The sequence below is a fragment of the Rhizomonospora bruguierae genome (assembly GCF_018397995.1).
Lineage (GTDB): Bacteria > Actinomycetota > Actinomycetes > Mycobacteriales > Micromonosporaceae > Rhizomonospora > Rhizomonospora bruguierae.
On the sequence record NZ_BBQH01000051.1, the window covers coordinates 15,436 to 37,166 of the forward strand.

Consider the following 21,731-nt stretch of genomic DNA (forward strand, 5'->3'; position numbering starts at 1 on the left):
CATAGATGCACATCGACTATTACGTCCCGATAGGACCGTGCGTCCGGCGCGTCGAGACGGAGATGTACTTGGTAGAGACGCCAACTGCCCGATGCGCCAGATTGTACTTGGACCACAGTGTATTGTGGCGGTCGTCGCCACCGGTGACCGCCACGAGGGAGGACGCCCATGCACCGACGCACCGTGATCGCCACCTACACCCGTTCAAGCGAGACCCGAAGCTTCTACATGGAGAGCTACGACCCCACATCCGAGGCTCCTTCGCTGCCGCAGGCGCCTGCGGCAGCGAAGGAGCCTCGGATTCGCGGTGCCCGCCGATGGTTGCGTGCGTTGTTCGCGCTGGCGTTGGACGCGGTCCGGGAACTCTTCAGGTGATGGGGCACGGAGCGGGCGCGACCTCCCCACCACCAGTCGACTGACCAGTGGGTTGTCGATCTTTCTGACCTCGGTCAGACTGGAGGCGCAGGCCGGGGTGCCCTTCATTGAGGCTTGGTCGTTTATGGCGTCCAACGGCCGGGTAGTCAGCCGCACCCCGTCCTGCACCTCCTCAACCGACCTCATGTGGGTATCCCCGTGTCGTTCGATGCGGACGGTACCCGCCGGGCGCGGGCGATGACGTCCTCGGGCGGCAGCGGGCTCGCGGGGTGGTGGCTGAGGCACAGCGGGGTGCGGGCCTTGCGGAACGGCTGCCCCTCGACCGCCACGTAGAACTGTCCGCTGCTCAGCCGCGAGATGTCCGGCACGTCGCCGCCCTTGAAGCGGGCCATCTCGCGGGCCGCCTCGATGTGCACCGGCGCGTTGAGGAGACCGAAGAACTGCGTCGCCGCGTTGCCCGGAATCTGGCTGTGCAACCCCTTGGGCGCCTGCGTTGCGAAGACCAGGCCCAGGCCGTACTTGCGGGCCTGGGAGGCGAGCATCAGCGTGCTGCGCGTGCAGGCGGTGACCGGGCCGGACGGCGCCAGCGTCTGCGCCTCGTCCATCACCAGCAGGCCGCCCAACGGCAGGTCGCGGGCCGGGTTGCGTTTGATCCAGGAGAAGAGGGCCAGCTGCAACTGGTTGACGAAGCCCTGCCGCTTCTCCTCGCCCGGCAGCCCGACGAAGCTGATGACGGACACGCGGGCGCGCTTGCCGGGCGCCGGTGTCAGCAGGGTGCCCGGGTCGGCCGATTCTCCGGTACCACCGAAGAGCGGGTCGTTGATCCGGGCGGCCTCCAGGTTTTCCGCCAGGTCGGCGGCGATCGCCGCCGCACCGGCCAGCTCGCTCACCCCGTCTGGCAGGTCCCTCAGCAGCTCGATGAGGCCAATGAGGGTGGTCGGCCCGTCATGGCGGCCGTAGTGCCGCAGCGCCTGACGCAGCACCGCCTGGCCACGCAGCGCTTTGGCCGTGTTGGCGGCCACTTGGGCGCGCGACGCCAACGCGTCGACCGCGCTGTCGACCGCCTGTGTGAACTCGTCAGGGTCGTCGCGTACGCCGCTGAAGTCGGGCAGTGGTTGGAAGGTCAGCGGCCGTCCGCCCTCCCGCCCCGGTGTCCAGACCACGACATCCGTTGAGTCGAGGTAGTCGGCTGCCGCCTGAGCGTCGGCTTCGCCCCATGCCTGTGGCTCGTCCGGCCAACCGTCACCGAGGCGGGCGAGGTCGTTGTTGGGGTCCAGGACGATCGCGGAGATGCCCAGCAACGCGCACTCCTCGACCAGCCGGCGAATCAGGACGGTCTTGCCCGATCCCGAGCCGGCGAAGATGGCGATGTGCTTGCGTAACGCGGACAGCGCCACGTGGATGGGGTCGTCCCGGTCGAACTCGAAACCCACCCGCAGGTACACCCCGGCGGGTGCAACCGGGGCAACGGGATCGGCAGCGCCACCGACCGGCTCCGCGGGCTTTTCGACCTGCGGCGCGGGCGGCACTCCCCCCGCCGGACCATCTGGCGCCGTTTCCAGGGCGTGAGTCTCGCCCGCGCGGGGCGGTTCCCGCCGCGCTCCCGCACCGGGCGGCGCCTCGCCGGCGGGTGGCTCGCGTCCGGCGTCGGCGAGTGCCGTCGCCAGCAGAGCCGTCCTCGACGCCGGGCGTCGGTCCGCCAGCCAGGCATGTAGGCCGTCCGGCTCCTCGGCGAGCAGCGCCCGCAGCGCGACCAGGCTGCGCAGGTCGTCGTCGCCAAGCCGCAGTGTCCGACCGCCGGCCGCGACGAACTCCTCGACCGCCTTGCGCCGCCGAGGGCTGTCCGACCACTCGTCGTTGCGCAGGACGAAAAGCCGCCGCTGAGCGACTCCGTGTGCCAGGCCGGCGGCCACGCACGCGTTGCGCAGCCGGGCCAGCTCGGCGTTGTAGTGCTGCTCCGCGATGGCCCGAAACGCCCAGTGGGCCTCATCTCCGGTCCCCTCGTCGAGCGTCCGCCGCAACCTCGCGTGCAGCGCGGGCTTGCGGACCGGGACCGTGTCCTGGTCGAAGTCGCCGTCGGCACCCTCCCGGATCCACGCGTCCAGGGCGGACGCAAGCAGGGACGGTACCTCCGTGTCCTCGTGAGCCGGATCGAGCAACCCGGCGACCTGTGCCTGTTCTCGCAGCGCCGCGTACCGCTCGTCCAGAAGCCGGAGTGCTGAGTGGTCGGCCGGCGCTGGCGCCGGTGCCTCGGCGGCGGCAGCGAGCGTGGTCATCTCGGTGACCTCGCCGCCGAGCACGCAGGAGCGGATGTGCCGCTCGATCTTGATGAGCAGCTGTCGCGGCGTGAAGTCGACAGCGTCGACGAACGCCGCCGGGCGCACCGGCCAGGTCGGGTAGGGCGGCGCGAACCCGACCTCCTCGTAGTGCGCCGCGAGCCGGCGCTCGATCAGCGCCCGGCCGACGCCGGCGTCCGGGATCGACTCGAGGATGGCCGTCTCGCGGAACCGGTCCTGCACGGTGTCGACCGCGTTGCTCTTGATCAATGCCCAGGACACCGGCAGCAACGCGAGAACGGTCACCGTGCGCCGGGTCATCTCGCGCAGCTCCATCAGGCCGCTGGCTACCTGGTCAAGCAGGACCGCCGCGTGCCAACCAGCCGCGTCGGCCTCGGTCGGCGTGGTGGAGACGTGGCTCCGGTTCGCCACCTGCGCGATGAGGCCGTCGACCTGGTCCACCGCGATGACCGACGGTCCGGTGAGCGCGAGCAGCCGGGACACGTCCGAGACGATCTCCTGCGGCAGCCGCCGGGACGGCCGGATGCCCCACGCGCCACGTTCGCCGGCCTCCGCCTCGTCCGCGGCGAGCAGGTACGACATCGCGACGTCCTGCGCCCGCTGGTCGGGGCCGGCGAGCAGGGCCAGCGCGCGGGCGGTGTCCCGGCACTCGATCCCGATCTGGCGGCTCATGCCGCCAAGGGCGGCCACGAACGCGTCCAGCAGATCCGGTGTCATCGGGGCCCGGCCCGTGACCGCCGTCCGGGTCACCACGGGAAGGTCTAGCGCATCCGTGAGGCGTTGCAGGAACGCGTCCAGCTGTGTCGTACCTTCGTCGTCAACCGGCTGGTGCAGACCGTCGACGATCGACGCCGCGGCACTGCGCCAGAACGTGTTGGCGTCGAGCAGGTTGACCAGGAAGAAGTAGCCTCCCCTGAGCTGGGTGAGTTCGCGGACCCGGCTGAGCAGATGGGTCTTCCCGGCACCCCGTTGACCCCGCACCGCGACGCCGATCGGGCTGGCGTCCGGGCTCCGCTCGGCCGCGGCCAAGCCGTCAAGGATGGTCGTGAGAACCTCCGGGTGGAGGCCGTCGACGTGGAACCGCGGAGGGTGCCAGACGTCGTTCCTGGTCGGCGTGTAGTTGAACTGCAGATGCGCAAGCGCTTTGAGCATTGCCTCGGTCACGGCGCCCCCATCGAGATCGAGTGCTTGGGCTGGTCGCCGAGCACCACGGCGGCGGCCCGGGTCCGCGCATCGAGCGTCTTCTGGTTCGCCTCGGGCACGAGGGTGACGCCGCGCTGGCGGTTGAGCCGGCGCAGCGCCGCGTCAACGTCGGCCGGGGCGAGGTCGCCGAGCCGGTCACGCAGGTCGGCGAGGCTCACCAGGTCGCCGGCGCGACGGGCGATTGTCCGGTACGCCGCACGTACGCGCTCCGCCACGTCCGGCTCGACCGGCGCCGGTTCGCGGCCGGACGCGCCGATTGCGGCGGGGGCGTTCGACATGGCGATGAAATGGTCGAGAGTGGACCGCTGCGCTGCCAGGAATCGGCTCCAGCGCCGGAGCACCGCGTAGAGGGCGCCACCGACGGCACCTGAGCGAGGAGGTGCCGAGCCAGCGTCAAGCTGAGCCGCGCAGTGCGCCCAGCCCTCGGCGCCCAGCTTCAGCACAAGCCGGCCCGAGCGGCGATCGACCTCGATCAGCTTCAACCGCTCCAGCTTCTCCCGCGACCCCTTCTTCAGGTGGCAACCGTGGTCCTGGGTCAACCCCACATTGGAGACCGGGCCCGCCTCGGCCAGAAGAATGAAGATCACGGCCGTCTCGACCGCCGTCAAAGGTTCGTCCGACACGTCAGTTTCCTTTCCCGGCCCGCCTGCGGTTGGCGAGGAACTGTTGGAGAAGTGCGAGTACGTTCTCGATGTCGTCGAGCACCTGGGTGTTGGTGAAGCGCAGTACGGCGTACCCGTGGAGTTGGAGCAGCACGTCGCGCTGTCGATCCGCCGCGTACTTCCCCGCCGCCCGATGGTCATCGCCGTCGATTTCGACAATGCATCGCTCCCGTTTCCACAGCAGGTCGACCCGAACGGGGTTGACCAGCGGACCCGGCCTGACGGTGTGATTCCACGCCCGGCCGGCCGCCCAGGGTCGATCGGCGAGGACGGTTTCGAGCACCACCTCTACGTTGCTCTCCGGATGCGGCTTGCCGGCGGCGCTGCGACGCGGTCGTTTGCCGGCTGACCGCTCCCGTGGCGGGCGCCCGTCGATCGGCGCCCGGGGCCGGGCGCCGGAAACGTCCGGTCCGGGTCGGGGGACCGAGGTCTCCCGGACCGGTCGAGCCACCGCGACTTCCGGAAGACAGTCGATGGCCGGCAGCGATCCACCGCAGATCCACACGGCGAGCCGACCGGGGTCGACCAGCCATTGCGCCGCCCGCACCAGGGCCAGCGCGCCGCCCGCATCGAGATCCTCGGGCGGTCGCAGGAGCAACGCACAGGCCGACCGCCCGAGGCCGGCCGCGAGCACCCGAGCCAGACCGGGCGCGCGTACCTCGGCTTGATGCCGCCGCGTGTGCGGCCCGGGCCCGGCCAGGGCGCCGGCCGCCAGGTCGGCGAGGAAGGGGCCGTACTGGGCGGTGCCGGCGGCATGTGCGAGGGCGAGCGCCCGGACGGCGGCCGGCGCCGCGCCGGCCGGTGTCGCGATGCCTTCGGCGCCCGGCAGCCAAGCGGGAAACAGTTGACCGGCGACCGTCTCCATCCCGTCCAGGATCGAGGTGACCACCGCGCTCTGGCTCCGCGAGCCCGCCGTTCGCTGAAAGATGACCGCGGGCGCATCGGGCGGCGCGTCCGCTATCGCAAGATCCGTGTCGTCCGGGTGGAAGCATTTGATCCACACCACTCGGTCGGTCGAAATTTCCGAAAGAGAGAAGATCATTGGCTCGCCTAACATGACGGCGCTCATTCTGGCGAGCCGCTGATTGGAGTGGCAATCGCCCGGCCGTGGGCACTTCGGCACTGTCCGACATCATTTCCTGGCCGATCAACGGGTGCCCCCCGTCCCATCGCCAGATGGTGTCGACCGGTCTCCAGCGCTCGCGTCCGCGAGCAGCCGGCGCCAGCCCCAACGGGACGGCGGCGGTGGCCGAGCGTGCTTCCAGCACGGGCTGATCGATGGACTGCGAAACCTACGACAAGACAGAAGGGACGTCGTTCCTCTGTCCATGGTGGCCATGAGCGCGTGCTGGTGTCCTGGGCTCGGGAGCGTGGGACACCAGCACGACGGGGCTCAGGGCAGCAGGAGTCCCCAGTACACGGCCCAGGGCAGGAAAATAACGGAACCGGTGAGCACGACGATCCGCGTTACGCGACCATTCGAGCGCGCCGAGGTGCATGGGGATCGACTCGTACCACGCCAATGGGGATAGCGGTGAGCTGTCGATGCCCTGTGTGGGAGCGGGGTCTACGACGGGCGCAGGCGGTGCCTGGCCGGGGCCGGTGATCCAGGACGTGATGAGGTCGACGTAGCCGGGCGCGAGCTGATCGGATTGGGTGAAGCCGTCCCGCGAGCGGTGCAGCCGGTGGTCCGCGTCGGGCAGGACCCGGATCGTGTAGTGCTGGTTGCCGCGGCGCTCCAGCGCCGTGGCGAAGAGGCGCACGGTCTCGCCCGGCGCGGTGGAGCGGTCGTTTGCCCCGAACACGGCGAGCAGCGGTTGACGCGTCCGCTCCAGCGCGGGGGCCGGGTCGTAGTTGGCCGCGCCGAACATTCCGGCCGCGACGAGGACGCGGGTGGGGTTGACCCCCAGCGGTGTCCACAGTGACTCGCTGACGCCGGCGTGGTCGAGGTGGGTGACGTTGCTCCAGGCTTGCGTGCGGGCCGGTGGGAGTCCGCTCGCGCCCACGGTGATGACGAACGCGACGTGCGGGGAGCGGCTCGCGGCGAGCGGCGCGACCCAGCCGCCCTCGCTGCGGCCCAGCAGACCGACCCGGGCCGGGTCGACGTCCGGGCGGGCCCGGAGCAGCTCGACCGCGGCGAGGGCGTCGTCGGCCAGGGCGCCGAACGAGCGGTTGGTCATCGAGTACCCGGAGGTGCGCTTGTCGTAGATGAGGGTGACGATGCCCGCTTCCGCCAGAAGACGCGCCTCGGCCTCGTAGGTCGCCCGGCGGCGCGGCCCCGAGTCGTACACGATGACGAGGCCGGGCCGGCGCCCGGCCGGCGCGGTGGGCGCCAGTACGCTGCCGGGCAGATCCAGCGGTTCACTGTGGACTGTCACCGCGGTCGTACTCACGTTGGCCGGTGAGGCGGACGCCGCCGGCATCCGCCAGTTAACGGCGGGCACCATGAGCATCGCGATGGCGGCGAGGCCGGCGGCTGCCCGGGGCGCGGCCCGCCTGGTTGCAAGCGACATGGGGGTGGTGTTCGCCTTGTCGGCGGAGGTACGTGCTTGTCCAGCCGCGCCGCTCGGCGGCGCGGGTTGTGCGTCTTCCACCTCCTGGGCTGCCGAGTGCCCGCTCGGCAGCCCAGTACCTCGGTGCTCTACTCGACGACGGTCAGGATCCGTTCGATCGCGTCGAGGCGTACCCGCACCTGGGTCACCTCGGCGGCGATCTCGTCGAGCCGGCGGCTGCTGCTCTCCTGCGCGGCGACGGCCCGGGCGCTGAGCCCGCGGTACTCGTCCTCGCGGGCGAGCATGGCCCGGGCCCGCCAGGTCGCGAACATCTGCCAGATCGTCACCACCGCGACGAGGGCGAGCAGTCCGAGTATCCCGAGGACGAACACGTTGCCATCCATCATCGACCGTCCTTCCGCCCGCGGGGCCGCCGGTCCGCCGCGGGATCGCCGTCCTCGCCGTCCGCGCTGAGGGTGCGCGCCGCGGCGATGACCGCCTCGGGCGTCACCCGCACCACGAACGGATTGACCTCATAGAACTTCATCGCCTTGCCGTCCTCCGATAGTTCAACCGTCGACGACACCAGCCCGGCCGCCTCGAGCCGGCGCAGGTGCACCTGCAACAGCGGCCGGCTGATGCCCAGCTCACGGGCGAGCTGGCTGACGTAGTTGCGCCGGCCCGCGAGAGCCGCGACGACGCGGAGCCGGTGCGGGCTGGCCAGCGTGGCCAGCACCTGTACCAGCTCATCGCCGGTTCGTTCGGTCATGTCCAATGACCTCCTTGGCACGTGCAAGAAAAGATTTGCACATGCCATCCCATTGTCAATGAGGGTGCGGCGACTCCCCGCGGCGTACGCCAGCGCCAGGCGCAACCGGCGCGATCGGCCCCTTAGCCGCGGGAGCGCGGTTCGGTTTGGGCTAGATTGGGGCCGTAGCACCGAATCTCGCCGCGCCGGCGGCAGACACCGCTGCGCCGGGGGGTCAACTGATGCGGGTCACGATGGCAACCAGCCCGGCCAAGCCGGGCCAGCCCAACGAGGATTTCACCGCCGCCACCCCGAACGCCGCGGTCCTGCTCGACGGCGCCGGCCTCGCCGGCACCACGTCCCGGTGCCGGCACGGCGTCGCCTGGTACACCCGCCGGCTCGGCGGCACCCTGCTCACCAGCCTGGCCGGCGACGAAGACCACGATCTCGCCACCATCCTCGCCGACGCCATCGGCCAGACCGCCGCCGCGCACGCCGACACCTGCGACCTGGACGACCCCGGAACGCCGTCGGCGACCGTCGTCATGCTCCGGCACCGGGGCGACACCCTTGAATACCTGGTCCTGGCCGACTCGGTACTCGTGCTCGATCGGGCCGGCGGCACACCGGTCGTCGTCACCGACGACCGTGGGGAACGCCTCGGGAAGCAGTACCGGAGCACAGTGGACGGTCTCGCCAACGGCACACCCGAACACGACGAGGCCCTGCGCGACTTCGTACAGACGATGCGCGCCTACCGCAACAGGCCCGGCGGATTCTGGGTCGCCGCCGCCGACCCGCAGGCCGTCAACGAGGCCATCACCGCAAGCCTGCCCGTCGAGGACGTCACCGCGGTGGCCATGCTCAGCGACGGAGCGAGCCGGCTCGTGGACCACTTCGAGCTGACCGACTGGCCCGGCCTGCTCGCGATCCTGCGCGACGACGGTCCGGCCGAACTCATCCGCCACGTCCGCGCCGCGGAAGCATCCGACCCGCGGGCCGGCCGCTGGCCCCGCGGCAAAACCTACGACGACGCCACCGCCGCTTACTGCACGGATCTGACGTAGCGCCCGCGGACCATTCCCAGCTACGGCAGAACGGCGACCGAATAAACCCACTGCGCCGTACCACGCCGGTGGCACGACCTCGCTATCCTCAGGATTCCCAGAGGGCGGGAGGCGGGGTCATGGCGACGGCGACGGTGGTCTTCCTGATCATAGGCGGGCTCGGCGTCGCCGTGCTCGCGCTCGGGCTGCTCGGCACCGAGCTGTTGCACTTCGGCCAGCCGGACGTCGACGGGCCGGTCTCCACGGAGGCGGTCGCCGGGTTCGTGGGGGCGTTCGGCTTCGTCGGCGCGATCGCCAGCGAACTGCTCGACGCCCATTCCGCCGGTCCCGTGGCGCTGGCCGCGGCCATCGGCGCGGTGGCGGCGCTGCCGACCGGCTACGTCGCGCTGCGACTGGCGCGCGCCGCCCGCGAGATGCGTACCGACGCGACGCCCACGCGGCAGGACATGGTCGGGACGTTCGGCGTGGTGGTCACCCCGATCCCGGCGCAGGGGTACGGCGAGGTCCGGCTGCGGGTGGCCGGGCAGCCGGTGAAACTCAACGCCCGCGCCGACCGCCCGATACCGCTGGGCGCCGAGGTCTTCGTCATCGAGGCGCCGAGCGACACCAGTGTCGTCGTCGAAGAAATCCGCTCGATAAAGCAGAACTGACCGAAGGACGGTTTGATGACCCCCATGCTCGTCGCGATCGGCGGCGCTGTCCTGCTGTTCGTGTTCCTCGTGCTGTTCATTCTTTCCCGGATCAAGGTGGCCGGCCCCAACGAGGCGTTCATCGTGACCGGCCGCAAGGGCCGGGCCGTGCAGGCCGCCGACGGTACCCGGGCAACCGACCTGTCCGGGCAGAAGGTCGTGATGGGCGCGTCGGTGTTCGTCGTGCCGGTCGTGCAGAAGGTCCAGACCCTGGACCTGTCCAGCCGGCGGATCCACGTGGAGATCACCGGCGCGGTCAGCAAGCAGGGCATCCGGGCGAACCTGCAGGGTGTGGCGATCGTCAAGGTCGGCGGCACCGAGGACGCGATCCGGGCGGCCGCCCAGCGCTTCCTGCACCAGCAGGCGGAGATCGAGGAGTTCACCCGGGAGGTGCTGGCCGGCGCGCTGCGGTCGATCGTCGGCCGGCTCACGATAGAGGAGATCATCCGGGACCGGGCGGCGTTCGCGTCCGCGGTCGCGGAGGAGGCCGAGCACTCGATGACCAACCAGGGCCTGGTGCTGGACACGTTCCAGTTGCAGGACATCATCGCCGAGGGGACGTACCTGCAGGACCTGGGGCGGCCGGAGGCGGCGCGGGTGCTCAAGGACGCGGCGATCGCGGAGGCGCGCGCCCGGCAGGCGGCGGAGCAGGAGCGGCTGCTGGCCGAGGAGGCGATCGCGGAGGCGAACCGCAACCTCTCGCTCAAGCAGGCCTCGATCCAGGCGGAGATCGACGCGGCGAAGGCGAAGTCGGCCGCGGCGGGCCCGCTCGCCCAGGCCGAGCGGGACCAGGCGATCCTGGCCGAGCAGCAGAAGGTGGCCGAGCGCAACGCCGAACTCAAGCAGCGCCAACTGGACACCGAGGTGCGCAAGCCGGCGGACGCGGCCCGGTACAAGGTGGAGCAGGAGGCGGAGGGTGCCCGCCAAGCGGCCATCCTGCGCGCCGACGCGGAGCGGCAGGCGACCATCGCCGCCGCGCAGGCCGCGGCCGAGCAGGCCCGGCTGGTCGGTGAGGGCGAGCGGGCCCGGCGCGCGGCGCTGGCCGAGGCGAACGCGATCGAGGGCGCCAAGGAGGGCGAGGCGGAGCAGCGCCGGCGCACCGCCATCGCGGACGCGATCGAGCGGGAGGGCACGGCCGAGGCGTCCGCCATCCAGGCGCGCGGCCAGGCCGAGGCCGAGGCGATGCGGGCCAAGGCCGAGTCCTTCTCCGAGTACGGCGAGGCCGCCGTGCTGGACCTGCTGCTGCGCGTGCTGCCGCAGGTGGTGGAGGCGGCGAGCCGCCCGATGAGCGCGATCGACAAGATGACGGTCATCTCCACCGACGGCGCCTCCACGCTGACCAAGTCGGTGGCCAGCAACGTGGCGCAGGGGTTGCAACTCGGCAGCGACCTGACCGGCGTGGACCTGGCCGGGCTGCTGGCCAGGCTGGGCGCCACCCGCAACGGCGCCGCGGCGGCGGTGGAGGCCGCAACGGCGGTGGAGAGCAAGCCGGCCGAGTAAAGCGGCGACGTCGAGGGCCGGCCCTTTCGGGCCGGCCCTCGACGCGTGTCTACCTGGTGGCCGCCGCGGCGGGTTCGGCCGCCGTCCGGGGGGCGTTTTGCCGGGCGGTCTCGCGGGCGTTCGCCCGGGCGATGAGCAGCGAGCCGATCACGGACGGGACGAGCCAGGCGGCCACGTTGCCGTCGGTGATCTGGACCGCGAACGCGGTGACGAACGAGACCACGCTGCTGCCCATGAGGGTCAGGTGCACCAGGCGCCACGCGTCCGGGCGGCCGCCGATCACGGGCCGGCGCCGGGCGATCCACACCCCACCGGCGACCCAGACGGCGGTGAGCGCGCCGATGACCGCCAGCCCGATCAGGCGCCCCGGATCGGACAGGATCAGCCCGAACGCGGACGCGCAGAGCAGCGCGGCGCAGATGGCGTACGCCCGGCCGAGGACGGGGTGCCGGCCGCGCCGCTTCGGGGCGAGGACCACCGGGACCGCGAGCAGGAGACCGGCCCCGCCCGCGGTCGCGTGGATGGCGATAAGCACCGTGTGCACCCAGTTCATCCCTACCCCCCGCGACCCGACTCAGTGGGTTGTCGATGCTAGTCGGCCCGCTCAACGCCACCACCGAGTCTCGGCGCCCCTCCACTGGGGCGCCCCTTCGCGCACAGGCGCGACCAGAGTGGTGACTGAGGGGTGCGACAGAACGCCAAACCGGCAGGGAACATCGAAAGGAGGGTGGCTCCCCCGTTTGGACTCGAACCAAAAACCTGCCGGTTAACAGCCGGCTGCTCTGCCAATTGAGCTACGGGGGAACGACGCGGGTTGGATGGAGCCACCCGCGATCGTGCGCTGCCTAGCGTACAGGACGCCCCCGCCACCGGGTCAACCGGTTCCCCCAACACGGGGTCACGACGGAATTATGGGATAAATCGGCACGTCCCTCCCCCTCACGGGTTGATCGAGGGGGAGGATGGGTAAGCCTGGGGACACGGACCAACCGCAGGTATCTGGAAGGAGTCGCCATGCGCGGCAAGCTGTGGTTTATCGGTGGGCTGGCCGCGGGCTTCGTCCTGGGCGCCCGGGCGGGGCGTGAGCGGTACGAGGAGATCGTGACGAACGCCCGCAAGGTATGGGAGCACCCCACCGTGCAGGAGGCGGCCGGTGTCGCACAGGCGCAGGCCACCAAGCTCTACTCCGAGAGCAAGGACAAGCTCGCCCACACCAGGCTGGGCGAGAAGTTCAACTCCGGCCTCGCGGCGGGCTCGAGCGACGGCGCGAGCTACGCGGGTACCACGAGCGGCCCGTCCTCGACGGAGTCGCCGTCGGGATACTGATCCACCAGCCTGATCCGTCAGCGCTGCGTGCGGCCGCCCCCGACCGGGGGCGGCCGCACACGTTCACCGGTCGCTGCTGAACGCCGCGTCGAACGCCGCCTCCGGCGCGTCGAACGCCAGCCGCCGCACGAACCGCAACGCCTCCGGCGCGCCGACCAGCCGGTCCATGCCGGCGTCCTCCCACTCGATCGAGATCGGCCCGGCGTACCCGATCGCGTTCAGCGCCCGGAAGCAGTCCTCCCACGGCACGTCGCCGTGGCCGGTCGAGACGAAGTCCCAGCCGCGGCGCAGGTCCGCCCAGGGCAGGTGGCTGGCGAGCCGGCCGCGCCGGCCGTCGCCGGTGCGCACCTTCGCGTCCTTGCAGTCGACGTGGTAGATCCGGTCGGCGAAGTCCAGGATGAAGTTCACCGGGTCCAGTTCCTGCCAGACGAAGTGCGACGGGTCCCAGTTCAGCCCGAACGCGGGGCGGTGGCCGATCGCCTCCAGCGTCCGCCGCGCGGTCCAGTAGTCGTACGCGATCTCGCTGGGGTGCACCTCGTGCGCGAAGCGCACCCCCACCTCGTCGAAGACGTCCAGGATCGGGTTCCAGCGGTCGGCGAAGTCCCGGTACCCCCGCTCGATCATCTCCGGCGGGACCGGCGGGAACATCGCCAGCGTGTGCCAGATGGGCGAGCCGGTGAACCCCACCACGGTCCGGACGCCGAGCTTCGCGGCCGCCCGCGCGGTGTCCTTGATCTCCTCGGCGGCCCGCCGGCGCACCCCCTCGGGCTCGCCGTCGCCCCAGATCCGCGCCGGCAGGATGCCCCGGTGGCGCTCGTCGATCGGGTGGTCGCAGACCGCCTGGCCGACCAGGTGGTTCGAGATCGCGTAGACGGCCAGGTCGTACTTGGCCAGCGTCTGCTTCGTGCGCTCGACGTACCCGTCCTCGTTGACCGCCCGGTCCACCTCGAAGTGATCGCCCCAGCAGGCGATCTCCAGGCCGTCGTAGCCCCACTCCGAGGCCAGCCGGCACACCTGCTCGAACGGCAGGTCGGCCCACTGGCCGGTAAACAGCGTGATCGGTCGCGCCATGCCTCCCTCTCCTCGCGTCAGGCGGCCAGTTCGGCCGCGACGGGTTCCACCTCGGTCCAGGACGACCCGGACTCCGCCGAGCCGGCCACCGCGGCCAGCACCAACTGGACCTGCAACGCGTCCGCGAAGGACGGGTGCGGGTCGGCGCCGGTGCCGACCGCCGCCAGGAAGTCGCGCATCTCGTGGGTGAACGAGTGCTCGTACCCGATGATGTGCCCGGCCGGCCACCACGCCGACAGGTACGGGTGCTCCGGCTCGGTCACCAGGACCGTCGCGAAGCCCCGCTCGGCGGCCGGCCGGGTGGCGTCGTAGAACTCCAGTTCGTTCAGCCGCTCCAGGTCGAAGGCGACCGAGCCCAGCGACCCGTTCACCTCGACCCGCAGCGCGTTCTTGCGGCCCGTCGCGAACCGGGTCGCCTCGTAGGTGGCCAGCGCGCCGCCGGCCAGCCGGGCCACGAACACGGCGGCGTCGTCCACGGTGACCTCGCCGGTGCCGGCGGTGCCCGTGGCGCCGGCCAGCCCGCCCGCCGGTCCCTCGTCGAGCAGCGGCCGCCGCCGCACGAAGGTCTCGGTGATCGCGCTGACCCCGGTGACGAGCTGCCCGGTCACGTACTGGGTCAGGTCGATGATGTGGGCGCCGATGTCGCCCAGCGCGCCCGACCCGGCCCGCTCCCTGCGCAGCCGCCACACCAGGGGGAACTGCGGATCGACGATCCAGTCCTGCAGGTAGGCCGCCCGGACGTGGCGGATCTCGCCCAGCCGGCCGGACGCCACGAGCTGGCGCATCAGGGTCACCGCCGGCACCCGCCGGTAGTTGAACCCGCACATCGACAGCTGCCCGTTGGCCCGGGCCCGCTCGGCGGCGGCGACCATCGCCCGCGCCTCCGGCACCGAGTTGGCCAGCGGCTTCTCGCACAGCACGTGCTTGCCGGCGTCCAGGGCCGCGATGGCGATCTCGGCGTGGCTGTCGCCCGGCGTGCAGACGTCCACCGCGTCGATGTCGTCCCGGGCCACCAGCTCGCGCCAGTCGGTGCCGTACCCCTCCCAGCCGAGCCGGCCGGCCGCCTCCGCCACCCGGGCGGGGTCCCGCCCGTAGACGGCGGTCATCCGGGCGCGCAGGGGCAGGTCGAACACCCGGTTCACGGTCCGCCACGCCTGCGAGTGCACGGCACCCATGAACGCGTAGCCGACCATGCCGATCCGCAGTTCTTCAGACACTGTGTGGCTCTCCCGCCGGTACTCAGAACCCGAGCTTGAGGTAGTCGCCCGCGTTGTCCTTGGTGATCGTTTCCGAGGCGAGGATGATCTCCTTGGGCACCTGGAGCTCGACCAGGTCGGCCAGGCCCCGGCCCTGGGCGATCAGCCGGGCCAGCGAGATCGCGGACGACGCCATCGACGGGCTGTAGGTGACCGTCGCCTTGAGCACCGTGTTGTCCGCCTGGATGTCCTCGATCGCCTTCTTCGAGCCGGCGCCGCCGACCATGAAGAACTCCGTGCGGTTCGCCCGGTTGATCGCGGCGAGCACGCCGATGCCCTGGTCGTCGTCGTGGTTCCACAGGGCGTCCAGCTTCGGCAGCGCCTGCAGCAGGTTCGCCGCCTCGCGCTGGCCGGAGTCCGCGGTGAACTCCGCCGCCCGCCGGTTGGCCACCGTGAAGCCGAAGGTGGCCAGCGCCGCCTTGAACCCGGCGCTGCGCTCCTGGGTCAGCTCCAGCGAGTCGATGCCGGCGATCTCGCCGATCACCGGGGTGCTGACCCCCTTGTTCTTGAGCTGGTTGCCGATGTACGTGCCGGCGGCCACGCCCATGCCGTAGTTGTCGCCCTTGATCTGGAGCCGGTACGCCAGCGCGTCCGGGAACGCCCGGTCCAGGTTCACCACCGGGATGCCGGCCTGCATCGCCTTGAGTCCGCTCGCGTTCAGCTCCTTGCCGTCGTGCGGCAGCATCACGATGATGTCCGGCTTCTCGGCGATCAGCGTGTCCAGCGCGGCCCGCTGCGCCGCCGCGTCCGCGCCCGCCTCGACCTGCTTCAGGGTGACGTCGCTGAACGTGCCGGCCTGCGCCTTGGCGTTGTTGGTGATCGCCGCGATCCAGCCGTGGTCGGCGGCCGGCGCGGAGAAGCCGATCGTCACCTGCCGGCCGGCGTTGGCGTTGGCGTTGCCGCCGGCCTCCGGTCCCTTCGTCTGCGCGCTCGTGGGCTCCTTCTCGTTGCTGGTGCAGGCCGCGAGCAGCGCGCCCGCGCCGACGGCCGCGCCGCCGAACAGCAGCCGCCGCCGGGGCAGGTTCAGCCGGTTCTGGGTCATGACGGTCTCCTCAGGGGTGCGTGGCTCCCGGCGACCGTCCACGTCGGACGGTCACCCAGGGGTGGTGGGGTCTGTCAGGTACGGGCGAAGATCGTGGTGAGGGACTTGAACCTGACCTGCTGGACCAGCACGGCGGCCACGATGATGCCGCCCTTGACCATGTTCTGGACCTCGGTGGCCAGGTTGTTGATGGCGAACAGGTTGGTGATGGTGGAGAACACCAGCACGCCGAGCAGCGACCCGATGATCGATCCCCGGCCGCCGGAGAGCAGCGTGCCGCCGATGATCGCCGCCGCGATCGCGTCCAGCTCGTACAGGTTCGCGGCGCCGGCCTGGGCGGAGGTGCTCAGCGAGGTCAGCATGATCGCGGCGATCCCGCAGCACAGCCCGGACAGCGCGTACAGCAGCATGGTATGCCGGGTGACGTTGATGCCGGCCAGCCGGGCCGCCTCCCGGTTACCGCCGACGGCGACCGTGCGCCGCCCGAACGTGGTGCGGTTGAGCAGCACCCAGCCGGCCGCGACCACCACCGCGAGGATGACGACCAGCAGCGGGATGCCCAGCACGTCGGTGCTGGCGATCGCGTTGATGGTGCGGTTCTCCGACACTTGCGTCTGCTTGCCGGAGATGCTGGCGGCCAGGCCGCGGGCCGCCACCATCATGGCGAGCGTGGCGATGAACGGCACCAGGCGCCCGTACGAGATGAGCCCGCCGTTGACCAGGCCGACGCAGAGGCCGACGGTGAGCGCCGTGAAGATCATGCCGAACGTGCCGTAGCTCTGCGTGGCGACGGTGGTGCACCACACGCCGGCCAGCGCCACGATCGCGCCGACCGACAGGTCGATGCCGCCGCCGATGATGACGAACGTCATGCCGACGGTCACCACGCCGATGACCGACGCCTGCTCCAGGATCGTGAACACGTTGTCGCGCACCCGGACCGGGTCGCCGTACAGGTCCGGCCGGGTCACCGCGCCGATGATGACCAGCACCACCAGCACCCCGACCAGGGCCAGGTTGCGCAGGGCGGTCTCGCTCAGCCCACCCCACCGCCGGCCCGGCCCGGTGGTGGTCCGCTCGTCCGCCGGAGAGACCGGCGAGGCGGGCGCCTCGGTCGCACTCATACCGCAGCCTCTTCCATCAGCGACCCGGCCATCACCAGGTCCAGCACCGTGCCCTCGTCCAGTTCGTCGGCGGGTGCCTCGTGGACGACCCGGCCCTCCCGCATCACCAGCACCCGGTCCGCCAGCCCCAGCACCTCCGGCACCTCGCTGGAGACCAGCAGCACGCCGACCTCCCGGGCGGTCAGCTCGCGGATCAGCTCGTACAGTTCGGCCCGCGCGCCCACGTCCACCCCGCGGGTCGGCTCGTCCAGCAGCAGCAGCCGGGTGCCGCCGAGCAGCCAGCGGCCCACCACCACCTTCTGCTGGTTGCCGCCGGAGAGGGTGCCCACCGGGCGGCGCACGTCCCGCGGGCGCAGGTCCAGTTGGCCGGCCACCCGCTCCGCCTCGGCGCGCTCCCGGGCGGCGTTGGTCAGCCCGCCGGTCGCGTACGCGCCGAACGCGGCGAGCGTGACGTTGCGGTAGATCGGTTCGCCCAGCAGCAGCGCCTGGCTCTTGCGCTCCTCGGGCGCCATGCCGAGCCCCGCCCGCACCGCCGCGCCGACGCTGCCGGGCCGCAGCGCCCGGCCGTTCACCCGCACGGTACCGCCGGCCGCCCGGCGTGCCCCGAAGATCGTCTCCAGCAGCTCGGACCGGCCGGAGCCGACCAACCCGGCGATCCCCACGATCTCGCCACTGTGGACGCTGAGCGAGACGTCCGCGAACTCGCCCGGGCGGCTCAGGTGCTCGACCCGCAGCAGCTCCTCCCCCGGCTCGCGGGCGGTGCGCCGGGGAAAGACGTACTCGATGGTGCGGCCGGTCATCCGGCTCACCAGGTCCTTCGTGGGCGTGGTACGGGCCGGCAGGTTCGCGGCGGTGGTCCGGCCGTCCTTGAGGACGGTCACCCGGTCCCCGATCTCGCGGATCTCCTCAAGCCGATGCGAGATGTAGATGACCGCGATGCCCTGCGCGGTCAGCTCCCGGATGATCCGGAACAGGTTCGCCACCTCGTCGTGGGCCAGCACCGCGCTCGGCTCGTCCATGATGATCAGGCGCGCCGCGTGGGACAGCGCCCGCCCCATGCTGACCACCTGCTTGCCGGCCGCCGGCAGCAGCCGCACCGGCCGGTGCGGCGGGATCTCCGGGTGGCCCAGCCGGGCCAGGATCTCCCGGGCCCGGCGGGCCATCTGTGCACGCCGGACAAAGCCGAGCCGCCGGTCCTCGTGGCCGAGGAAGATGTTCTCCGCGACCGACATCTCCTCCACCAGGTCCAGCTCCTGGTAGATGGTGGCGATGCCGGCCCTCATCGCGGCCTGCGGATCCGCGAAGCTCGCCGGCGCGCCCCGCCAGGTGATCGTGCCGGCGTCCGGGCGGTGCACGCCGGCGAGCACCTTGATCAGGGTGGACTTGCCGGCGCCGTTCTGCCCGAGCAGGCAGTGCACCTCGCCGGGCAGCACCTCCACCTCGACCCCATCCAGCGCGCGCACGCCCGGGAAGGTCTTCACGACCCCCTGCAGCCTGAGGACGGGTTCCGTGGCGGGCGCCACCGCCGCGGCCCCACGTCCGCCGGCACCTCGGCCCGGCACGCTCCGGGCGCTCCTCGCGCTCATGACGCCTGCTCGAACGCCAGGTCGCTGGCGAGCACCGCGGCGCCGGCCACCCCGGCCCGCGGGCCCAGCTCCGACAGCACCACCGGCAGGTTGCCGGTGGCCAGCGGCAGCGAACGCCGGTACACCACGCTGCGGATCTCCGCGAGCAGGATGTGCCCCAACTGCGCCAACCCACCCCCGATCACGATCATCGACGGGTTCGCGAAGCTGACCAGGCCGGCGAGCACGGCACCGACCTGCCGCCCACCGTCCCGGATCAGCCGGATGCAGGTGACGTCGCCCTCCATGGCGCCCTGCGCCACGTCCCGCGCCGTCACCGTGCCGGCGTTCGCCAGCCGCTCGGCCAGCGCCGGCGAGCCGCCCGACCGGGCCGCCGCCAGCGCGTCCTTGGCCAGCGCCGCCCCGCTGAACAGGGCCTCCAGGCAGCCCACGTTGCCGCAGGAGCAGACCGGCCCGTGCGTGTCCACCTGGATGTGGCCGATGTCCCCGGCGCACCCGTCGGTACCGCGGTACACCTCACCGCTGAGGTAGATGCCGCAGCCGATCCCGGTACCGATCTTCACGTAGAGGAAGTCGTCCACCGAGTGCGCGACCCCGCCGTGCCGCTCCCCCACCGCCATGATGTTGACGTCGTTGTCCACCACGGCGGGGCAGCCGAGCTCCCGGGTCAGCAGCTCACGCACCGGGAACCGGTCCCAGCCCGGCATGATCGGCGGGGACACCGGCACGCCGTCCCGGAAGCTGACCGGCCCCGGCACCCCGATCCCGATCGCGTCCAGGCGCTCGTACGCGCCGTCCACCTTCGCCTTCGCCAGCAGCTCCGTGACCCGGTGCAGGATCGCCTTGGGCCCCTGGCGGATATCCGCCGGCTCGCTGTACGCCGCCAGCGGCTCCAGCCGGCCGTTGGTCACCTCGATGTCGATCGACGTGACGCCCAGGTCCACCGCGCCGAGGCGCAGCTTCGGGCTCAGCTCCACCAGGGTGGACCGGCGCCCGCCCCGCGAGGCGGCCAGCCCGGCCTCGGCCGCGTACCCGGCGCCGACCAGGCGCTCGACCTCCGCCAGCAGCCGCGGCCGGGGCATCTCCAGCCGGTCCGCCAGTTCCGCCCGGGACACCGCGCCCTGGTCGCGCAGCAGGCGCAGCAGCCGCAGGTGCGGGGGTTCGAGGGTGCGCATTCGGGCAACTCCCGCGGGGCGTGTGACGGGGCGGAACACCGAGGTGTTGTGCCGGACACACTAGGAGCCCTTTGTGGCGGCTGTCCAGACCTTCTTGCGATTCGTGCTCGAACTTTTGCTGATCTCAGCAGAAGTACTGGCCCGGATATGCGAAACCGTTCCCGTCTTTACCGGGTCATGACTACCGCCGACCCTTCTTGTTCTCCCTCCTGCGGAGCTTGCGGGTGTCCCGCAGCTCCACGAACCGCTCCCGGTCCGGCGGCACCCCGGCCTGGATCGCCCGCTCCCGCTCCAGCTCCGCGTCGAACTCCGCCCCGAGCAGGATCGCGATGTTCGAGATCCACAACCAGACCAGGAAGATCACGCCGGTGGTGAGCGCGCCGTACGTCTTGTTGTACGACCCGAAGTTGCCCACGTAGACCCCGAACACCAGCGACACCACGATCCACAGCAGCACCGCCAGCACCCCGCCCGGACTCACCCACCGGAACCCGCTGCGCTTCGCGTTCGGCGACGCCCAGTACAGGATCGCGAACATCAGGCTGACCAGGACGATCAGCACCGGCCACTTGACGATCCCCCACGCCGTGATCACGGCCGAGCGGAAACCGAGGGCATGACCGACCAGTTCCGCGAGCCGGCCGGTGAACACCACGATCGCCGCGCTGAACACCAGCAGGACCTCCACCACGGCCGTCACGCCGACCCGGATCGGCAGGGTCTTCCAGATGGGCCGCCCCTCCGGTACGTCGTAGATCGCGTTCGAGGCCCGCATGAACGCGGCGACATACCCCGAGGCCGACCAGAACGCCACCACCAGCCCGAAGGCCGCGACCACCCCCGCGGTCCCCCGCCCCTGGCCGATCTGCTGGACCACGCCGTTCAGCACGGTCTGCACCGCGCCCGGGGTGATCGTCTCCAGGTTGTCCAGGATCGCGTTGATCGTGCCCAGCCCCAGCAACCCCAGGATGGCGACCAGCACCAGCAGCCCGGGGAACAGCGAGAGCACCCCGTAGTAGGTGAGCGCCGCCGCCCAGTCACCGAGATTGTCCGCCTGGTACTCCCTGGCGGTCCGCTTCAGCGCCGCGGCCCACCCCCGGCGCGTCACCTGCGCGGGCCTCCGCGGCCCCTCCTCCGGACCCGCGCCGCCCAGGGCACGCGCGCCGTGCGCCCCCGCACCCCCGGTCTCCCGCCCCGCCATGGGTACCTCCCGCAGCCGATCACTGCGGCGCATGTGCCCACGACGGACAACTCCTACCCACCCGCCCCTACGGGCGCGGCGGGAGTCACTTGCAGAGCAGCTTCGTCATGCGGCGGCCGGCGACCACCAGGCCCAGCACCGTGGCCGCCAGCAGATACACCGTCGCACCCACCTGCGACCAGCCCGGGGAGCCGAGCGTGATGCCCCGGATCAGCACGACCGCCTGATACAGGGGGCTGGCCTCCACCAGCCAGCGGATCGCCACCGGGTACCCGTCCGGCGGCACGAACGTGCCGGAGAACAGGAACAGGGCGAACTGGGCGGAGCCCATCAGGTCGAAATCCTGCCAGCTGCGCATGAACGTGGACAGCGCCATGCCCAGGCCCCCGAACGCGAAGCCGACCAGGACGGCGGCCGGGAAGGCGAGCAGGGCACGGGGCGCGGTGGTGAGATCCATGGCGACCATGACGACGAGGAACGCGGCCGAGTAGACGCTGCCCCGCACCATCGCCCAGGCCAGTTCGCCGAGGGCCAGTTCGAACGGGCGCACCGGCGTGGCGATGAACCCCTCGTACAGCTTGAGGTACTTCATCTTGCCGAAGAAGTTGAACGTGGTCTCGGCGAGCGCGCCGGTCATCGCGGACGAGGCGAGCATGGCGGGGGCGACGAAGGCGGCGTAGGTGACGACCACGCCGCCGGGGAGGGTGAGGTCGCCGACGAGCTTGCCGACGCCGACCCCGATGGAGAGCAGGTAGAGCACCGGCTCGAAGAAGCCGGAGATCAGCACCACCCAGTAGGACGACTTGAGCGCGACGACGTTCCGCTCGGTGACGGAGACCGCGCGGCGGCCGGCGGCGGGCAGGCGCAGCAGGCGCGGCAGGGCGAGGGCGGTGACCACGGCTTCTCAGGGCTCCTCA

At 71.6% G+C, this 21,731-nt stretch carries 20 protein-coding genes and 1 tRNA gene; 5 read left to right on the forward strand and 16 right to left on the reverse strand.

The genetic code is table 11. From position 1 onward, the window contains the following. Nucleotides 1–168 precede the first annotated feature (168 nt). The gene (locus tag KJS59_RS23240; RefSeq protein WP_213455093.1) at nucleotides 169–375 is read left to right on the forward strand and encodes a hypothetical protein; all 207 of its coding nucleotides are present in this window, start codon (nucleotides 169–171) and stop codon (nucleotides 373–375) included. A gap of 182 nt (nucleotides 376–557) precedes the next feature. Here KJS59_RS23240 and KJS59_RS23245 read toward each other — a convergent pair whose 3' ends face one another. From KJS59_RS23245 to KJS59_RS23270, 6 genes are all read right to left on the reverse strand, one after another. Next, the gene (locus tag KJS59_RS23245) at nucleotides 558–3,836 is read right to left on the reverse strand and encodes an ATP-binding protein (RefSeq protein WP_306345195.1); all 3,279 of its coding nucleotides are present in this window, start codon (nucleotides 3,834–3,836) and stop codon (nucleotides 558–560) included. Further along, on the reverse strand, nucleotides 3,833–4,498 hold the full coding sequence (locus KJS59_RS23250) for a hypothetical protein (protein WP_213455094.1): 666 nt from the start codon (nucleotides 4,496–4,498) through the stop codon (nucleotides 3,833–3,835). The genes KJS59_RS23245 and KJS59_RS23250 overlap by 4 nt, the downstream gene beginning before the upstream one ends. A 1-nt stretch (nucleotide 4,499) precedes the next feature. Beyond that, nucleotides 4,500–5,606 carry an endonuclease domain-containing protein gene (locus tag KJS59_RS23255; protein WP_213455095.1) on the reverse strand — a complete coding sequence of 369 codons (1,107 nt, stop codon included), beginning with the start codon at nucleotides 5,604–5,606 and terminating at the stop codon, nucleotides 4,500–4,502. 223 nt (nucleotides 5,607–5,829) lie between these two features. Continuing rightward, complete coding sequence (locus KJS59_RS23260; RefSeq protein ID WP_213455096.1) at nucleotides 5,830–7,050, reverse strand: alpha/beta hydrolase family protein; 1,221 nt, start codon at nucleotides 7,048–7,050, stop codon at nucleotides 5,830–5,832. Nucleotides 7,051–7,178: 128 nt separating this feature from the next. Then, complete coding sequence (locus tag KJS59_RS23265) at nucleotides 7,179–7,436, reverse strand: hypothetical protein (RefSeq protein ID WP_213455097.1); 258 nt, start codon at nucleotides 7,434–7,436, stop codon at nucleotides 7,179–7,181. Then, nucleotides 7,433–7,798, reverse strand: coding sequence for an ArsR/SmtB family transcription factor (locus tag KJS59_RS23270; RefSeq protein ID WP_213455098.1), 366 nt, complete (start codon nucleotides 7,796–7,798; stop codon nucleotides 7,433–7,435). Before KJS59_RS23270 ends, KJS59_RS23265 begins: the two co-directional genes overlap by 4 nt. 221 nt (nucleotides 7,799–8,019) lie before the next feature. Between KJS59_RS23270 and KJS59_RS23275 the strand changes: the two genes are divergently transcribed. The 3 genes from KJS59_RS23275 (at nucleotide 8,020) to KJS59_RS23285 (ending at nucleotide 11,033) form a co-directional block, all read left to right on the forward strand. Next, on the forward strand, nucleotides 8,020–8,844 hold the full coding sequence (locus KJS59_RS23275) for a protein phosphatase 2C domain-containing protein (protein WP_213455099.1): 825 nt from the start codon (nucleotides 8,020–8,022) through the stop codon (nucleotides 8,842–8,844). Between the two features lie 119 nt (nucleotides 8,845–8,963). Then, entirely contained in the window at nucleotides 8,964–9,494 is a 531-nt protein-coding gene (locus KJS59_RS23280) for a hypothetical protein (protein WP_213455100.1), read from the forward strand. Nucleotides 9,495–9,509: 15 nt separating this feature from the next. Further along, nucleotides 9,510–11,033, forward strand: coding sequence for a flotillin family protein (locus tag KJS59_RS23285; protein WP_213455101.1), 1,524 nt, complete (start codon nucleotides 9,510–9,512; stop codon nucleotides 11,031–11,033). Between the two features lie 49 nt (nucleotides 11,034–11,082). Here the strand turns inward: KJS59_RS23285 and KJS59_RS23290 are convergent, their stop codons facing one another. Together KJS59_RS23290 and KJS59_RS23295 are read right to left on the reverse strand one after the other, a co-directional pair. After that, the gene (locus KJS59_RS23290; protein WP_213455102.1) at nucleotides 11,083–11,577 is read right to left on the reverse strand and encodes a DUF2306 domain-containing protein; all 495 of its coding nucleotides are present in this window, start codon (nucleotides 11,575–11,577) and stop codon (nucleotides 11,083–11,085) included. 184 nt (nucleotides 11,578–11,761) lie between these two features. Then, a tRNA-Asn gene (locus KJS59_RS23295) sits at nucleotides 11,762–11,837 on the reverse strand. Between the two features lie 210 nt (nucleotides 11,838–12,047). On the opposite strand from KJS59_RS23295, the gene KJS59_RS23300 reads away from it, so the two are divergent. After that, the gene (locus KJS59_RS23300; RefSeq protein ID WP_213455103.1) at nucleotides 12,048–12,359 is read left to right on the forward strand and encodes a hypothetical protein; all 312 of its coding nucleotides are present in this window, start codon (nucleotides 12,048–12,050) and stop codon (nucleotides 12,357–12,359) included. 63 nt (nucleotides 12,360–12,422) lie between these two features. Here the strand turns inward: KJS59_RS23300 and KJS59_RS23305 are convergent, their stop codons facing one another. The 8 genes from KJS59_RS23305 to KJS59_RS23340 all read right to left on the reverse strand — a co-directional run bounded on the left by KJS59_RS23305 (nucleotide 12,423) and on the right by KJS59_RS23340 (nucleotide 21,712). Further along, nucleotides 12,423–13,430 carry a sugar phosphate isomerase/epimerase family protein gene (locus KJS59_RS23305; RefSeq protein ID WP_213455104.1) on the reverse strand — a complete coding sequence of 336 codons (1,008 nt, stop codon included), beginning with the start codon at nucleotides 13,428–13,430 and terminating at the stop codon, nucleotides 12,423–12,425. Nucleotides 13,431–13,447: 17 nt separating this feature from the next. Then, on the reverse strand, nucleotides 13,448–14,623 hold the full coding sequence (locus KJS59_RS23310; RefSeq protein ID WP_213455120.1) for a Gfo/Idh/MocA family protein: 1,176 nt from the start codon (nucleotides 14,621–14,623) through the stop codon (nucleotides 13,448–13,450). Nucleotides 14,624–14,669: 46 nt separating this feature from the next. Continuing rightward, nucleotides 14,670–15,728, reverse strand: a complete 1,059-nt coding sequence (locus tag KJS59_RS23315) for a substrate-binding domain-containing protein (protein WP_213455105.1) — start codon at nucleotides 15,726–15,728, stop codon at nucleotides 14,670–14,672. A gap of 74 nt (nucleotides 15,729–15,802) precedes the next feature. After that, nucleotides 15,803–16,852, reverse strand: a complete 1,050-nt coding sequence (locus KJS59_RS23320) for an ABC transporter permease (RefSeq protein ID WP_213455106.1) — start codon at nucleotides 16,850–16,852, stop codon at nucleotides 15,803–15,805. Then, nucleotides 16,849–18,438: a sugar ABC transporter ATP-binding protein gene (locus KJS59_RS23325; RefSeq protein ID WP_213455107.1), complete on the reverse strand. Its 1,590-nt coding sequence runs from the start codon at nucleotides 18,436–18,438 to the stop codon at nucleotides 16,849–16,851. The genes KJS59_RS23320 and KJS59_RS23325 overlap by 4 nt, the downstream gene beginning before the upstream one ends. Next, the gene (locus tag KJS59_RS23330; RefSeq protein WP_213455108.1) at nucleotides 18,435–19,613 is read right to left on the reverse strand and encodes an ROK family protein; all 1,179 of its coding nucleotides are present in this window, start codon (nucleotides 19,611–19,613) and stop codon (nucleotides 18,435–18,437) included. Before KJS59_RS23330 ends, KJS59_RS23325 begins: the two co-directional genes overlap by 4 nt. 181 nt (nucleotides 19,614–19,794) lie before the next feature. Further along, complete coding sequence (locus tag KJS59_RS23335; RefSeq protein WP_249714765.1) at nucleotides 19,795–20,814, reverse strand: YihY/virulence factor BrkB family protein; 1,020 nt, start codon at nucleotides 20,812–20,814, stop codon at nucleotides 19,795–19,797. An 85-nt stretch (nucleotides 20,815–20,899) separates the two neighbouring features. Then, nucleotides 20,900–21,712: an ABC transporter permease gene (locus tag KJS59_RS23340; protein WP_213455110.1), complete on the reverse strand. Its 813-nt coding sequence runs from the start codon at nucleotides 21,710–21,712 to the stop codon at nucleotides 20,900–20,902. Between the last annotated feature and the right edge of the window lie 19 nt (nucleotides 21,713–21,731).

What these genes read in the sequence shown, in the direction of transcription:
- KJS59_RS23280 (WP_213455100.1), top strand. Translation starts at nt 8,964, where the DNA reads ATGGCGACGGCGACGGTGGTCTTCCTGATCATAGGCGGGCTCGGCGTC.
- KJS59_RS23275 (WP_213455099.1), top strand. Translation starts at nt 8,020, where the DNA reads ATGCGGGTCACGATGGCAACCAGCCCGGCCAAGCCGGGCCAGCCCAAC.
- KJS59_RS23270 (WP_213455098.1), bottom strand. Translation starts at nt 7,798, where the DNA reads ATGACCGAACGAACCGGCGATGAGCTGGTACAGGTGCTGGCCACGCTG.
- KJS59_RS23335 (WP_249714765.1), bottom strand. Translation starts at nt 20,814, where the DNA reads ATGGCGGGGCGGGAGACCGGGGGTGCGGGGGCGCACGGCGCGCGTGCC.
- KJS59_RS23315 (WP_213455105.1), bottom strand. Translation starts at nt 15,728, where the DNA reads ATGACCCAGAACCGGCTGAACCTGCCCCGGCGGCGGCTGCTGTTCGGC.
- KJS59_RS23325 (WP_213455107.1), bottom strand. Translation starts at nt 18,438, where the DNA reads ATGAGCGCGAGGAGCGCCCGGAGCGTGCCGGGCCGAGGTGCCGGCGGA.
- KJS59_RS23310 (WP_213455120.1), bottom strand. Translation starts at nt 14,623, where the DNA reads ATGGTCGGCTACGCGTTCATGGGTGCCGTGCACTCGCAGGCGTGGCGG.
- KJS59_RS23265 (WP_213455097.1), bottom strand. Translation starts at nt 7,436, where the DNA reads ATGATGGATGGCAACGTGTTCGTCCTCGGGATACTCGGACTGCTCGCC.
- KJS59_RS23240 (WP_213455093.1), top strand. Translation starts at nt 169, where the DNA reads ATGCACCGACGCACCGTGATCGCCACCTACACCCGTTCAAGCGAGACC.
- KJS59_RS23320 (WP_213455106.1), bottom strand. Translation starts at nt 16,852, where the DNA reads ATGAGTGCGACCGAGGCGCCCGCCTCGCCGGTCTCTCCGGCGGACGAG.
- KJS59_RS23330 (WP_213455108.1), bottom strand. Translation starts at nt 19,613, where the DNA reads ATGCGCACCCTCGAACCCCCGCACCTGCGGCTGCTGCGCCTGCTGCGC.
- KJS59_RS23305 (WP_213455104.1), bottom strand. Translation starts at nt 13,430, where the DNA reads ATGGCGCGACCGATCACGCTGTTTACCGGCCAGTGGGCCGACCTGCCG.
- KJS59_RS23300 (WP_213455103.1), top strand. Translation starts at nt 12,048, where the DNA reads ATGCGCGGCAAGCTGTGGTTTATCGGTGGGCTGGCCGCGGGCTTCGTC.
- KJS59_RS23285 (WP_213455101.1), top strand. Translation starts at nt 9,510, where the DNA reads ATGACCCCCATGCTCGTCGCGATCGGCGGCGCTGTCCTGCTGTTCGTG.
- KJS59_RS23260 (WP_213455096.1), bottom strand. Translation starts at nt 7,050, where the DNA reads ATGTCGCTTGCAACCAGGCGGGCCGCGCCCCGGGCAGCCGCCGGCCTC.
- KJS59_RS23255 (WP_213455095.1), bottom strand. Translation starts at nt 5,606, where the DNA reads ATGAGCGCCGTCATGTTAGGCGAGCCAATGATCTTCTCTCTTTCGGAA.